General features: G+C 32.1%; 14 protein-coding genes. 5 read left to right on the top strand and 9 right to left on the bottom strand.

What is annotated here, in order from left to right:
* Nucleotides 1-13: 13 nt before the first annotated feature.
* Together rsmH and OD917_RS15785 are read right to left on the bottom strand one after the other, a co-directional pair.
* Complete coding sequence (gene rsmH / locus OD917_RS15790; RefSeq protein ID WP_263524364.1) at nucleotides 14-922, bottom strand: 16S rRNA (cytosine(1402)-N(4))-methyltransferase RsmH; 909 nt, start codon at nucleotides 920-922, stop codon at nucleotides 14-16.
* Nucleotides 897-1370, bottom strand: a complete 474-nt coding sequence (locus tag OD917_RS15785; RefSeq protein ID WP_035691746.1) for a division/cell wall cluster transcriptional repressor MraZ — start codon at nucleotides 1368-1370, stop codon at nucleotides 897-899. Before OD917_RS15785 ends, rsmH begins: the two co-directional genes overlap by 26 nt.
* A gap of 377 nt (nucleotides 1371-1747) precedes the next feature.
* On the opposite strand from OD917_RS15785, the gene OD917_RS15780 reads away from it, so the two are divergent.
* Both OD917_RS15780 and yihA read left to right on the top strand, forming a co-directional pair.
* Nucleotides 1748-2512 (top strand): alpha/beta fold hydrolase, encoded by a 765-nt coding sequence (locus OD917_RS15780; RefSeq protein ID WP_263524363.1) that lies wholly within the window; start codon nucleotides 1748-1750, stop codon nucleotides 2510-2512.
* Nucleotides 2513-2555: 43 nt separating this feature from the next.
* Nucleotides 2556-3176, top strand: coding sequence for a ribosome biogenesis GTP-binding protein YihA/YsxC (gene yihA, locus OD917_RS15775; protein ID WP_263524362.1), 621 nt, complete (start codon nucleotides 2556-2558; stop codon nucleotides 3174-3176).
* 898 nt (nucleotides 3177-4074) lie between these two features.
* Here yihA and gldC read toward each other — a convergent pair.
* Nucleotides 4075-4407, bottom strand: a complete 333-nt coding sequence (gene gldC / locus OD917_RS15770) for a gliding motility protein GldC (protein WP_008467164.1) — start codon at nucleotides 4405-4407, stop codon at nucleotides 4075-4077.
* On the bottom strand, nucleotides 4407-5363 hold the full coding sequence (gene gldB, locus OD917_RS15765; RefSeq protein ID WP_263524361.1) for a gliding motility lipoprotein GldB: 957 nt from the start codon (nucleotides 5361-5363) through the stop codon (nucleotides 4407-4409). The genes gldC and gldB overlap by 1 nt, the downstream gene beginning before the upstream one ends.
* Before the next feature lie 99 nt (nucleotides 5364-5462).
* Between gldB and nadE the strand changes: the two genes are divergently transcribed.
* Together nadE and OD917_RS15755 are read left to right on the top strand one after the other, a co-directional pair.
* Nucleotides 5463-6269, top strand: a complete 807-nt coding sequence (nadE, locus tag OD917_RS15760; protein WP_263524360.1) for an NAD(+) synthase — start codon at nucleotides 5463-5465, stop codon at nucleotides 6267-6269.
* A 92-nt stretch (nucleotides 6270-6361) separates the two neighbouring features.
* Nucleotides 6362-6991, top strand: a complete 630-nt coding sequence (locus tag OD917_RS15755; RefSeq protein WP_008467169.1) for a response regulator transcription factor — start codon at nucleotides 6362-6364, stop codon at nucleotides 6989-6991.
* A gap of 95 nt (nucleotides 6992-7086) precedes the next feature.
* Here OD917_RS15755 and dnaG read toward each other — a convergent pair whose 3' ends face one another.
* The 5 genes from dnaG to OD917_RS15730 form a co-directional block, all read right to left on the bottom strand.
* On the bottom strand, nucleotides 7087-9159 hold the full coding sequence (gene dnaG / locus OD917_RS15750) for a DNA primase (RefSeq protein WP_263524359.1): 2073 nt from the start codon (nucleotides 9157-9159) through the stop codon (nucleotides 7087-7089).
* A 126-nt stretch (nucleotides 9160-9285) separates the two neighbouring features.
* On the bottom strand, nucleotides 9286-10314 hold the full coding sequence (locus tag OD917_RS15745) for a hypothetical protein (protein WP_263524358.1): 1029 nt from the start codon (nucleotides 10312-10314) through the stop codon (nucleotides 9286-9288).
* 58 nt (nucleotides 10315-10372) lie between these two features.
* Nucleotides 10373-11092: a hypothetical protein gene (locus OD917_RS15740; RefSeq protein ID WP_263524357.1), complete on the bottom strand. Its 720-nt coding sequence runs from the start codon at nucleotides 11090-11092 to the stop codon at nucleotides 10373-10375.
* Nucleotides 11079-11639 carry an RNA polymerase sigma factor gene (locus OD917_RS15735; RefSeq protein WP_263524356.1) on the bottom strand — a complete coding sequence of 187 codons (561 nt, stop codon included), beginning with the start codon at nucleotides 11637-11639 and terminating at the stop codon, nucleotides 11079-11081. Before OD917_RS15735 ends, OD917_RS15740 begins: the two co-directional genes overlap by 14 nt.
* 201 nt (nucleotides 11640-11840) lie before the next feature.
* Nucleotides 11841-12818 (bottom strand): polyprenyl synthetase family protein, encoded by a 978-nt coding sequence (locus OD917_RS15730; protein ID WP_263524355.1) that lies wholly within the window; start codon nucleotides 12816-12818, stop codon nucleotides 11841-11843.
* A gap of 164 nt (nucleotides 12819-12982) precedes the next feature.
* On the opposite strand from OD917_RS15730, the gene OD917_RS15725 reads away from it, so the two are divergent.
* The gene (locus tag OD917_RS15725) at nucleotides 12983-13843 is read left to right on the top strand and encodes a hypothetical protein (protein WP_263524354.1); all 861 of its coding nucleotides are present in this window, start codon (nucleotides 12983-12985) and stop codon (nucleotides 13841-13843) included.
* Nucleotides 13844-13896 lie beyond the last annotated feature (53 nt).

The following is a 13896-nucleotide window of genomic DNA, read 5'->3' as shown; positions in this document are numbered from 1 at the left end:
ACCTTAATATATATTATAGCTTTTCTGCGACTCTTAATTTTGCACTTCTTGCCCTATTATTAATCTTGATTTCTTCATCATCTGGAACAATCAGTTTTCCGATAGTTTTGAATGGAACTGAAAAGTTTCCGTAAAAATCTCTTTCTGGCTCCCCTTCAAACATTCCGTTTTTAATGAATCTTTTTACCAAACGATCTTCTAAAGAATGATAAGAGATTACCGAAAATCTTCCTCCTGGTTTTAAAATCTCTAATGACTGTTCAATAAATTCTTTTAGAACATCCATCTCCTGATTAACTTCGATCCTGATTGCTTGATAAATCTGAGCCAATACTTTGTTTCGAACTTTCTCTGGTAAAAACTTTTTCAGAACTTCTTTTAATTCTTCAGTCGTTTTGATTGGGTAATCTTTTCTCGCCTCAACAATTGTTCTTGCCAAAACCGGTGCGTTTTTCAACTCCCCATAATCAAAAAAAACACGACGTAAATCCTGTTCTTCATATTCGTTAACCACTCGACAAGCATTTAAATCATTTCTTTGACTCATCCGCATATCTAACTCGGCATCAAATCTTGTTGAAAAACCTCTTTCAGGAACATCAAACTGATGTGATGAAACTCCTAAATCTGCCAAGATTCCGTCAACTGATTTAACTCCGTGAAAACGTAAAAATCTTTTTATGAACCTAAAATTCTCATTTATCAAAGTGAACCTTTCATCTGGCAATGCATTAGCAAGCGCGTCTTCGTCTTGATCAAATGCAAACAGCCTTCCGTTTGGCCCTAATCTTTTTAAAATCTCTTTTGAATGACCACCGCCCCCAAACGTAACATCTACATACACACCATCAGGTTTAATATTTAAACCATCTACTGTTGGATGAAGCAAAACCGGATTATGATATTCCATCTTCGTCGTCATTAATATTTCCCATTACTTCTTCGGCTAAATCTGCAAAATCCATATCTTCGCCGCTTATTGATTTCTCGTATAAATCTTTGTCCCAAATCTCAACAATATTAACCGCAGATGAAAAAACCACATCTTTAGAAATACTTGCAAACGTTACCAAATCTTTTGGAACAAGCAGTCTTCCCAATGCATCAACCTCAACCACTTTAACACCAGCAGTAAACCTTCTAATGAAATCGTTGTTCTTTTTTACAAAGCGATTAAGCTTGTTGATTTTTTTCATCATCGCATCCCACTCTACCATAGGATATAATTCTAAACACGGCTGAAAAACAGAACGCTTCAAAACGAATCCGTCTTGAAGAGAAGCCGTCAATTGCTTTTTTAAAGGAGCAGGCATCATTAGCCTTCCTTTAGCATCGACTTTACATTCATATGTTCCAACAATTGTGTTCAAAAAAACTAGTTAACATGTTATACAGCAAAAATATAAAAAATATTACCACATTTTACCACTTTATACCACTTTGTTAATAAGTTTAACCACTTTGCTACCACTTTCCATAATTAACAATCAATCAATACGTTAACTATTAATTAACAGATTCTTAAATACGTTATTCATTCAAAAAAATAATGCGCTAATTTTCTTAAAAAATTGATTATAATGCATATTTCTTAACATTTGAATATTTTAACAAATACCACATTAATTACTGATTTTTAACGATTTACAAGTTCTACTCAAATTATCTAGTTAAAAAATGGCATCAAAAATTCATTTTTGTTGAATTAACCCTATATTTGTCGAAATTGAAATTGGCATTAGATTAGATGGACAAACACTATAAAAAAGAAGGCAAATACAGCTATTTTGAGGCTGGAGAAGGAACTCCGATCGTTATACTGCATGGTTTAATGGGAGGTCTAAGTAACTTTGATGGTGTAGCACAATATTTCCCGACAAAAGGATATAAAGTTGTTATTCCAGATTTGCCAATATACACCCAAAGCATTTTAAAAACGAACGTAAAAAGTTTTGCGAAATACGTAAAAGACTTTATCACTTTTAAAGGTTTTGACAAGGTAATTCTTTTAGGAAATTCTCTTGGAGGACACATTGCACTGTATCACACAAAGTTGTATCCCGAAAAAGTTGCAGGACTTGTAATTACTGGAAGTTCTGGTCTTTATGAAAGCGCAATGGGAGACAGTTATCCAAGAAGAGGCGATTATGAATACATAAAAAAGAAAGCTGAAGATGTATTTTATGATCCAAAAATTGCAACTCCTGAATTGATTGATGAAGTTTACGCTACCGCTAATGACCGAATCAAATTAATCAAAACTTTGACTATTGCAAAAAGTGCAATACGTCATAATATGGCTAAAGATTTGCCAAAAATGGATGTTGAAACTTGTATTATTTGGGGTAAAAATGATTCTGTAACACCACCAAATGTTGCGGAAGAATTTGATAAACTATTACCAAATTCAACTTTATACTGGATTGACAAATGCGGACACGCAGCAATGATGGAACACCCAGAAGAATTTAACGAAATTCTTGAAAAATGGCTTACTGAAAAGAATTTGTAGCCATTAAATTTTATTTTTTAAGGAGGTTTTAAAACGAAGGAGCATGAAAATTAACACCGCCGAATTTATTATCAGCAATTCTGATGCATCAAAATGTCCAAAGGAGTTTTTGCCAGAATATGCTTTTATAGGAAGATCAAATGTAGGTAAGTCATCTTTGATAAATATGCTTACCAACAATAAAAACTTAGCCAAAACATCCTCAAGACCAGGAAAAACACAATTAATCAATCACTTTAAAATCAATAATAATTGGTTTTTAGTTGATTTGCCTGGTTACGGTTACGCTAAGGTTTCAAAAAAAACAAAATCAATTTTTCAAAAGTTCATTACCGATTATTTCGAGAATAGAGAACAATTGGTTTGTGCTTTTGTTTTGATTGACATTCGTCACGAAGCTCAAAATATCGACATCGAATTTATGTCTTATATGGGCGAAAGCGAAATTCCGTTCTGTATTATTTTTACTAAAGCGGATAAAATTGGTAAAACAAAAATAGATTCGCACATTGCTGCTTACAAAAAGCAAATGTTTGTTAATAACTGGGCCGAAATGCCACAGTATTTTGTAACCTCATCGACAGAAACAATCGGAAAAGATGAAGTTCTGTCTTATATAGATCAAGTGAATCAAGAAGTTTTTAAAAATAATTCAGAATTTTAAATTTTTAAAACTTACAATATTAAAATCCCAAATTCCAATTGCAAACTTGAAATTTGGGATTTTTTTTATTTGAAAATTTTAAAATTTATGCTCTGTTTTCGAAGTTTCTCTTAAGTGTTCTTCTAAAATTTAAAGCTTTCCATTCTTTATAGATTAAGAACTGATATAGAATATAAAATAAAGAATTAAAGAACCAGAAATCAAGGAAAAACGGTTCCGTAAAAACTACCGAGTCACTATTTCCAGACAGAAAAATACCCGCACTGCTTGTTAGATAAATAATTAATCCGTTGCAGAAATAAAAATAATCATGCTTAACATTTTTTAAATTCGATATAATATAATAGAATGCGTAAAATAATAGTGGAATTGATGTTATTGCAATTTCTATCAAATTAAACTCCCAATAAAGTGAAGGTCGTTTATAATATTGAACTCCTAAAAAAAGCAATACCGAAACAAACACAATTATCATAATTTGCTTGAATATCTTATTCGAAAAACTATTGTAGAAAAATAAGTTTAACGTGATAAACTGAAAAATAAAATAATAATGCGAAAGGAAAAAATTCGAATTAGGATAGAGAAATCCAATAATATTGCAGAGGAGTTCAACGCAAAACAAGAGACCTAAATAAATCGTAATCATGCGATACATTATATCTCTGTTTTTACATGTGGCAGAAAACCTTATGGCATTAGCAAGTAAAAAAAACAGCCCAATAAGACTTACAATAAAAGGAAACCACATATTATTTTTTCTTAAAACGATATTGGAAAAATACCTTTTTAAGATTTAATTACAAAATAGAATTCCAATTTATTTTAAAACAATAAAAAAATCCCAAACCCAATATTAAGATTGGAATTTGAGATTTTCATTTATTTAAAATTTTAACTATTTCGTAAGCTCTAATTTTTCTGCGAAGTAATCACAAAAATCTTTCATCGTATCAGACATTTTTTCATCATCTGTTGCGCGTTTGAAAGTATCCGACATTGCAACTAAAGTCTGGTGAAAGAAAATCTTCATTTCGTCTACCGGCATATCTTTCGTCCACAAATCGATACGCATTGTTTCTTTTGCTTTGCTGTCCCAAATAGACAACATGATCGCTTTAGCTTCTTCCGCTTGCACTCCTCCATCTTGAGCACTCCATGTTAGTTTTTCTGGAACGCGGTTTTCGTCTAATTCTATATTGAATTTAATCTCTGAGTTTATATTTGCCATTATTTCTTAGGTTTATATTTTGATTTTTCGAAGATTTCTTTTGCATCAATTTTAAATAATTCTGCCAAAGAAACATTACTATTATTTTTCATGTATGAACGTACCATTTGCCATCCGATCCAAGTTCCTACTCGTCCTGGAGAATCATTATCTATTTCTAAAAAGAATTTAGAGAAAGGTGCTGGTGTTATAAATCGTGTTCTTAATTTTGGATCGTCACTGTAAAGCATTTCATTTTCTATGAAATAGCGCCACATATAAGCTTCATTTTCTTCACACCATTTAATTTGTTCTGGAGTATATCCTATTTTTTCTGCATCTGTGTATTCTGGAAGAAGCAAATCTTTTGCATAAAGCTGTTTCCCTTCAAAAACCATCTGAGCAACTAAACTTTTATCTAATGAATTTGGAATATTTCTATAAGAAAAACTAGAAACCACATCTGGCATAATCTGCCTTTCTTCGAAATTTTGTTTTAAATAATTTGGGAACTCATAAAACTTATGATCTTTTCCTAAATAAAGCTCCAAAGCAACAACTACAAGACTATCTGCATAAATTGCTTTTGCACTATAGTCCATTTCTCCAATAACCGTAATTACTTTAGGGATTTTAGTTTTAGGAAAATAATATTTTATGTGTTGAAAAAGCCCGTCAAACTCTTTACGAACAGGTTCAAAATTGCTGTATTTTTTCTGAACTTCGTCATAAACTTCTCTCCAGATTGGATCATTCATTTTCTGAATCCAAATATTGTCATCGTTTCCAGGGAAGAAAAACGGATATTGCTTTTTTATCTTTGCAAGATCTTGAGGTTTGGTTTCAAAAAACACTTTATCAAAACGTTCTACTTTAATATCAACTGGAATTTCTTCTACTTCTTTTTCAACCTTACTTTTTTGATCACAGGATAAAAAAAACAGGCATAGAACCACTGCAAAGCGATAAATTTTCATTTTATTTTAATTAGATTTGTGTTATCAGAATTTTAAGTAATTGCATACTCAAAATAATTCTGCAAATATACATCCCTGTATCTTAAAACTTAAACTATTATGGCTAAAAAAAGCACAATTCAGACAGAAAAGGTAAATACGCATATTGTAGAGTGGTTAAAAAATTATGCTACTAGTGCAAAAGTAAATGGTTTTGTAATCGGAATCTCTGGAGGTGTAGATTCTGCAGTAACTTCAACTTTATGTGCGCAGACAGGACTGAAAGTTTTATGTGTAGAAATGCCAATTCATCAGGCAGAAAGCCAAGTAAATAGAGCCAAAGAACATATTGAACAACTTAAAAAACGTTTTCCAAATGTTTCTGATATTCAGACAGATTTGACAGGAGTTTTTGAATCATTTAAAAGTGCAGTGCCTTCAACAGCTGACGAAGCAAAAGTAAATTTGGCTTTAGCAAATACGCGTGCACGTATTAGAATGACTTCTTTATATTATTTAGCCGGAATTCATGGTTTACTTGTTGCCGGAACTGGAAACAAAGTTGAAGATTTTGGTGTAGGTTTTTACACAAAATATGGAGACGGCGGCGTCGATTTGAGTCCGATTGCTGATTTAATGAAATCTGATGTATATGCATTGGGAGAATTTTTGCAAATTCCACAGTCAATTTTAACAGCTGCTCCTACAGATGGATTATTTGGCGATAATCGTACAGATGAGGATCAATTAGGTGCAAGTTATGACGAATTAGAATGGGCAATGTTAGCGGCGGAGTCAGGAAATACGGCATCTGACTTTGAAGGGAGAGAAAAATCTGTCTTTGAAATTTATAAAAGATTAAACACCAGCAATAAGCACAAAATGGATCCAATTCCAGTTTGTTTGATACCAAAAACGTTAAAATAATAGATTTTAACATTCTCTGCGAGTTATTACAGAATTTATTTATTAATTTTACCACTCCAAAAACATGAACAATTCTAAAAAAGGTAAAAATTATGATTAAAGTATGTCTAGCAGACAATCATCCTGTGACGCACTTTGGCGTTAAGTCTTATTTTAAAGACCACGATCAAATTTCAATTGTTGCCAATGTCGGCAATTTTTCAATGGTTAGAGATATTCTTCAAACGAAGGAGATCGACATTCTAATTTTAGATCTAGAATTAGAAGGTCTTTCAAGCATCTTTGAAATTAAATCTATCCTGAAAAATTTCCCAAAAACAAAAATTGTTATTTTCAGTGATCTTGCTGAGCAAATGTATGCTCCTAACGCAATTAAAGCAGGAGTTTCTGGGTATGTACACAAAACAGAAAAACTTGAAACATTAGGTCATTCTATTATTAAAGTACACGAAGGAAAAATTATCATCAACGAAACAGTACGCAAAAACATGGCACTTATCGCTAAACAAAGTAAAAGCGAGCGTCTGTACAGAAAACTTTCAAATCGTGAGATCGAAGTTTTACGTTACTTAAGTGATGGTAAGAAAAACAATGAAATCTCTAAAATCTTAAATCTGAACGAAAAAACGATCAGTACTTACAAACTGAGATTATTAACTAAATTAAATGTTACTAATTTAGTTGACTTAGTAAATAAAGCTAAGACTTTAGAAATTATTTAATTACAATCTCGACTACCTTAATTTTAAGCAAATCGAAAACCTTTATAAAAACTCTATCTTATTTGATGAATCAAAAAAGATAGAGTTTTTTCTTTTTAGTGATAAGGCACCACTACTCGGCCTAATTTCTTCGAAAAATTATTTAGTAGTTTAGAATAATCGACAACCATACTCAAAACTTCTGAATTATCTTCCTGCGGATCATTCAACAGCGAATTTTTCAATTCTGCAATAATTCCAGAAACCAAATACCATCGCATTGAGAAAATGGTATCTGAAACATTCAATTCGATAGTTTCCGATTTATGTTTTGGAAAAATATTCTGTCCTTCCCAATTATGAATGGTTAACCTTTCGTCTTCCATCAAAATATTAGTTACTTCCTGAGCAAATTCAGGCTCTAAATGCATTAAATATTTATCTAAACTAAAAGTCTCATTTTGGTTATAGAAGTCAATAATATTATTATAAATATTCTTAAACAAAGTATTTGAGAGTTCTACCTCATCTTCCTGCAGACTCAAATAAATTTTTTCAAATACTTTATATTGTCGTTTTTCAGAAACCTCTTTTACATTTCCTTCTTCATCAGCTTTTAAGAAAACATCTTCAAAATTTTCAACCACACTTCCGTACAATAATAGAATTTCTATAATTTTCCTTTCAAAACCATATAAAATATCTACTTTTTGGGTTTGTTCTTGCGGATAATATCCTGGATCGCCTGGATAATCATAACCTTCTGGCGGCCCAGTTCTTGGATCTTCCGGATCTCCTCCTGAAAACGTACCTGCTTGTGGAGGCTGATTTCTATGAACTTCAAAAGGTTTTTGCTCTTGTTTCTGCTTTTTATTGGCTTCCGCTATATCTTTCTGAATTAACTGAGCCAAAGTACTTGTCAGGACCTGCTCCGAAATATCCATGATTCGAGCACATTCTTGAATATAGACTTCACGCTGAATACGATCTGGTATTTTAGAAATACTCGCAACCATATCACGAATCAAATCGGCTTTTTTTATGGGGTCATTTTTAGCTTCGCCCATTAAAATCGAAGCTTTAAACTGTATAAAGTCTTTGCTGTTATTTTCTAAATAAGCAACTAAATCGTCATGAGAATTTTTTCGAGCAAAACTGTCTGGATCTTCTCCATCAGGAAAAGAACAAACTCTTACATTCATTCCTTCTTCCAAAATCAAATCTATTCCTCGAATAGAAGCTCTTAAACCAGCTGCATCTCCATCAAAAAGAACGGTTATATTTCGCGTCAGACGATTTATTAAACGAATCTGATCTGGCGTTAAAGCCGTTCCAGAAGAAGCTACAACATTCTCTATTCCAGCTTGACTAAACTGAATTACATCGGTATAACCTTCCACCAAATAACAATTGTTTTGTTTGGCAATTGCTTGTTTAGCATGATAAATTCCGTAAAGGACTTTACTTTTATGGTAAATATCACTTTCTGGCGAATTCAGATATTTTGCTGCTTTTTTATCATTCGTTAAAATACGTCCTCCAAAACCTAAAACACGACCTGACATACTTTGAATCGGAAACATTACACGCCCTTTAAATCGGTCAAATGGTCTATCTTCTCTCGGAATTGTTAAACCTGTACTTTCTAGAAATTCTAATTTATAACCTTTCCCCAAGGCTTCTTTCGTCAAAGCATCCCAAGTTTCTGGAGAATATCCTAAATTGAATTTTTTAATGGTTTCATTCGTAAATCCTCTTTCTTTAAAATAAGATAAACCAATCGCTTTTCCTTCTTCAGAATTTATTAAAACATCTTGAAAATACTTCGCAGCAAATTCAGAAACCAAATACATACTTTCACGAAGATCTGTATTTGCTTTTTCTGCTTCAGTTTGTTCCGTTTCTTCAATTTCGATATTGTATTTTTTGGCTAAATAACGAATGGCTTCTGGATAGGTAAACTGCGAATGTTCCATTAAAAATTTAACAGAATTTCCACCTTTTCCTGTACTAAAATCTTTCCAGATTCCTTTCGCTGGAGAAACCATGAACGAAGGAGAACGCTCATCTGAGAATGGACTCAAACCTTTAAAATTACTTCCTGCGCGTTTTAAATTGACAAAATCGCCGATAACCTCCTCTACTCGAGCAGTTTCAAAAACAGAGTCAATGGTGCTTTGTGAAATCAAAGTGTATAAATTTTAAAAGTTGAGAGCTAGCAAAAATACGCAAATCTTGTTGGAATTTTAATCATTTTAAATCAAAAAAGCACCTCTGTTGAGATGCTTTTTTCACTAACTAAACGACCAATACTTTTAGTTTAAATCTACGCGAAGCCCTAACGATATGTTATTCTCTTTTACTAGATTATTTTGAAATAATGTATTTAAATCATACTTACAATACAAACTTAGTTCTCTATATCCTATATATGAGCTCAGACCATAAATAAAATTATTTACATTGTAATCGCCTTTTATTGTGGTTTTATATTTTAAATCTTCTTCTTCAAATTTTAATATCTGTTTTGATTTTACGTTGATTCCTGCATAACCCCCAATACCAAAACGGAAACTTTTATGAGTTTTAAAATACGTTTTTCCGTTACTTTCAGTGGGTCTGGTAAAATCAAACTCTAAATGTACCGGCGCAACCAAATACACATTTCTAAAACGAGATTCGGTCAAATGCATCTGGTTTTCTAATAGATTTGTCTGTTCTCCATCTACGACAAAACTTCTGTTATTTGTTGGACGTATATTATTATACATTAATGAAAGCCCGTATTTTGCATGAAGCAAATTGTCATTTTTCATTAATCTTGAATTATAAGTAAAACCCCATTCGTAAAAATGCGATCCCATAAATTTATAATTTGAATCCTGAAGCTTTCCATCTGCCAGCATATTATTTAAACCCATCGCAAATACAAACTGAGAAGTAGTTCTTTTTTCGCTTCGAATAGAATCTTTATGATGACTATATGACTTCCAGCGAATCATGTAGATTTTTGCAGAATCTTCTTTTATTTTCCCATCTACTTTTTTCTGAACTAAATCGTTTAGTTCATTTTGAGCCAGAGTAATTTTTTCTTCCATAATTACAGCTCTTGCCTCTGCCAATTCTTTTTTACGTTTTTCAGCCTGTTCCTGAGTAATTTTTCCTTCAGATAACTGAACGTTTACTGCTTCAACTTCTTCTTTTAAAGCTTCTTTTTCTTCTTTTGTAATCTTCTCGATTTTGTTAGCGATTCTTTTTGTTTCAGATTCAAAGGTTTCTTGTCCAATTACTTTACTTACCAAAAGGAAAAAGAAAAGAATGAAATAAATGGTAATATTTTTCATGATTGATTGATTTTTTAAAATGATTGATTAGTGATTGATGATTTTATTTATTAATGCTTTACTCTTGTTGATTTCTATTAGACAAAGCGACTTTTACTTCTTGAAAGTTTTTGTTTACTTTAGTAATCACTTTTTCTCTAAATGAAAGCTCTAACTCGCCGTCGACTTGATTCAATAAATCGTTGGCATTGATTTTTACTTTTGCTTTTTTAACGCCGCTTTCTGCCAAAACTTTATTTTCTCCTGTTTGCAATAATTGATCAACATTTTCTTTTTTAGGATTCTCTGTGATTACGGTTTGATTGTTTACTGATTGTTTTTCTTGATTGTTTTTGATGATGATTGAAGACTCCGCTATTTGATTTGATTCATTTTTACTGATTCTATTTAAAATTTGATTCCTAATTTTTTCATTTTTATTTACTTTTTCTTCCGAAGTTTTCTCGGCAATTGCATTCTCGGTTTTCGCTGAATCAATAGTATTTAAAACAGGTTCTGTAACCGATTCTTTTTTAGTTTTAGTTTCTTTTTCAACAACTACTGCTTCTGGCGTTTTAACTGCATTTTTATTTTGATTGAAAAACAACGTTCCAACCAATAAAAACCCAATAAAACTTGCTGCGATATACAGCCATTTTCTTTTTGATTTTTTCTCTGTTTTTTTCTCTTCTGCAACACTCAACATTGCATCCAATCGATCCCAGGCTTTGTTGCTTGGCTCGATTTCTCGTTGGTTTAGTTTTTCACGGAAATCCTTTTCAAAATTATTCGGTTCCATTATCTTGTTTTTTTAAAATAGTAATTTGTGTTTGCAGCATTTTTCTAGCGTGCGATAATTGCGATTTCGATGTTCCTTCATTAATACCTAACATCTTGGCAATTTCATTGTGTTTGTAACCTTCGATTGCGTATAAATTGAAAACCATTTTATAACCATCTGGCAAAGCATCAATTAAATACTGAATCTGTTCTACTGTAAATTGGCTGTCGATTTCATTAAAGCTTTCTTCAACAAAAAATTCATCTTCGGCAAATTTTACTTTTTTCTGAACTCTTAAATAAGAAATAGATTCGTTAACCATAATTCGGCGGATCCAGCCTTCAAAACTTCCTTTGTGTTCAAAGTTTTTCAAATTTGTAAACACTTTCATGAAAGCTGTTATCATTACATCTTCTGCCAATTGAATGTCCTTTATATATTGACGGCAAACACTTAACATTTTCGAAGAATATTTACCGTAAATCTGCTGCTGTGCCTGACGATTGTTCTCGACAGCCAACTTTATGATTTTGGTTTCTTCTTGATGTAACGAAATAATTTTCATTAATAAGCTCTTGGTTTTTGGTTTTAGAAACAGACTTCTATTAGCATAGACGATTGTCGATTTAAAATGGTTGCATGAACTTAAAAAAAAATCAAATTTTTAAATTCCAAATTCCAACGCATAGTAATACACAACTGATTTACAACAAAGTAAACCAATTATCTAATTAACAAGTTTTCTGATTATCTAATTTAAGAAAGATTATTTTTTTCTCTCAATAACGTAGTTCACCATCAAAGTCAAAGCATCTTTATACTCAGAGTCTGGGTAATTGTCTAAAAGAGAAAGAGCTTCCTGCTGAAATTCGACCATTTTGTTTTCGGCGTAAGCCAAACCATTATTATCTTTTACAAAAGCAATAACTTCCTTGACGCGTTTTTTGTCTTTGTTGTGGTTTTTGATGGAGTTTATCAGCCACTTTTTTTCTTGCGGAGTACAAGTATTTAAAACGTGAATTAAAGGCAAAGTCATTTTTTGCTCTTTAATATCAATTCCTGTTGGTTTCCCTATGGCTTCTTCGCTATAATCAAATAAATCATCTTTGATTTGAAAAGCCATTCCGATCAATTCTCCGAATTTGCGCATGTTTTCTACCTGAATATCGTCTTCGATTACGGCTTTCGCGCCAAGCGCACAACAAGCTGCAATAAGCGTTGCCGTTTTCTTTCTGATGATTTCGTAGTAAACATCTTCGGTAATATCAAGTCTTCTTGCTTTTTCGATTTGAAGTAATTCTCCTTCACTCATTTCGCGAACGGCTACAGAAATAATTCTCAATAAATCAAAATCGCCATTATCAATAGAAAGCAATAAACCTTTCGACAATAAATAATCTCCAACCAAAACGGCAATTTTATTTTTCCAAAGTGCATTGATTGAGAAAAATCCGCGACGACGATTACTGTCGTCCACAACATCATCGTGTACCAAAGTTGCCGTGTGAATAAGCTCAATTACTGAAGCTCCGCGATAGGTTCTTTCGTTTACAGTACCGCCAGAAACCATTTTTGCAGTAAGAAAAACAAACATCGGACGCATTTGTTTTCCCTTGCGGTTTACGATATAATAAGTGATTCGGTTTAGTAACGCAACCTTTGAAGTCATCGACTCATGGAACTTTTTTTCGAAAAGTTCCATCTCGGTAAAAATAGGCTGTTTTATTTGAGACGTAATATTCATTTAGACTTCAAATATACTATTTTTAATAAAAATACGTTGTGTATTTTAAGGTTGGATTTAAAAAAAAATTATGTCTTAATCTAAAAACAACTACCAAAAATAGCTCTAACTAATACTGATTTGAATTCATTAATTAAAAAAGAAGAACCCAAAACTATTTATTTATGAAAACAAAATTTTTATTACTTAGCACTTGTATTACTATGTCTTTTTTTGTCAGCTGTAATTCTGATGAAAAAACAAATGATGGATCTGGAACAGCGATTACAAATGAAGAGATTATAACCAACTCTAAAATCGATGCTTCTGTAGAAGATGTTACTAATATTGCCGAAGATCAATTTAGCTCTCAGATTAATGTAAATTCAAAACCAGGCGGACCTATAAAAAATTATCTTCCTAGCTGTGCCACAATTACTACGGTTTTAACTAACAATACTTGGACAAAAACAGTAGATTTTGGCGTTGAAGGCTGTACTCTAAATAATGGAAATACAGTAAAAGGAAAAATGGTTGTTTCTTTTTCAAACGATTTTAGCACTTCTACACAAACTATAAGCTACACTTTTGAAGGATTTTATCATAATGGAAGAAAACTTCAGGGAAGTAAAAGTATTGTAAGAACTATTAAAGAAACTGATTTATTGGTAACACCTCACCCTGTTTCGACAGCTTCGATAGATTTAACGATTACTTTTGATGATGGCGGTGTTTATACCAGAAAAGGAACTTTGATAAAAGAAATGACTTCTGGTTATGATACTTGGTACGATTGGGATGACAATGTATTTATTGTTACAGGAAGCGGTTCTACAACTTTCCCTAACGGAGATACTTTTTCGGCAGAAATTACAACTCCTTTAGAATTTAATGCCGAATGCAGAAAATGTTTTGCGGTAAAAGGTATTGTTTCTATAACTAAAAATGGTGCGACTGCAACTATTGATTATGGAAACGGAGAATGCGATACAATTGCAACAGTAACAAAAGACGGAGTTACAGAAGAAGTAGATTTGAAAAAATAGCATCCTTTTTGCCCAAAAAAAGAAGCATTAATAACAAGAATTATTTTCTCGTT

This window comes from Flavobacterium sp. SH_e (genome assembly GCF_025717045.1).
Taxonomy (GTDB): Bacteria; Bacteroidota; Bacteroidia; order Flavobacteriales; family Flavobacteriaceae; genus Flavobacterium.
Note: the sequence above shows the minus strand (reverse complement) of the source record. Positions and strands in the feature narration are given on the sequence as shown.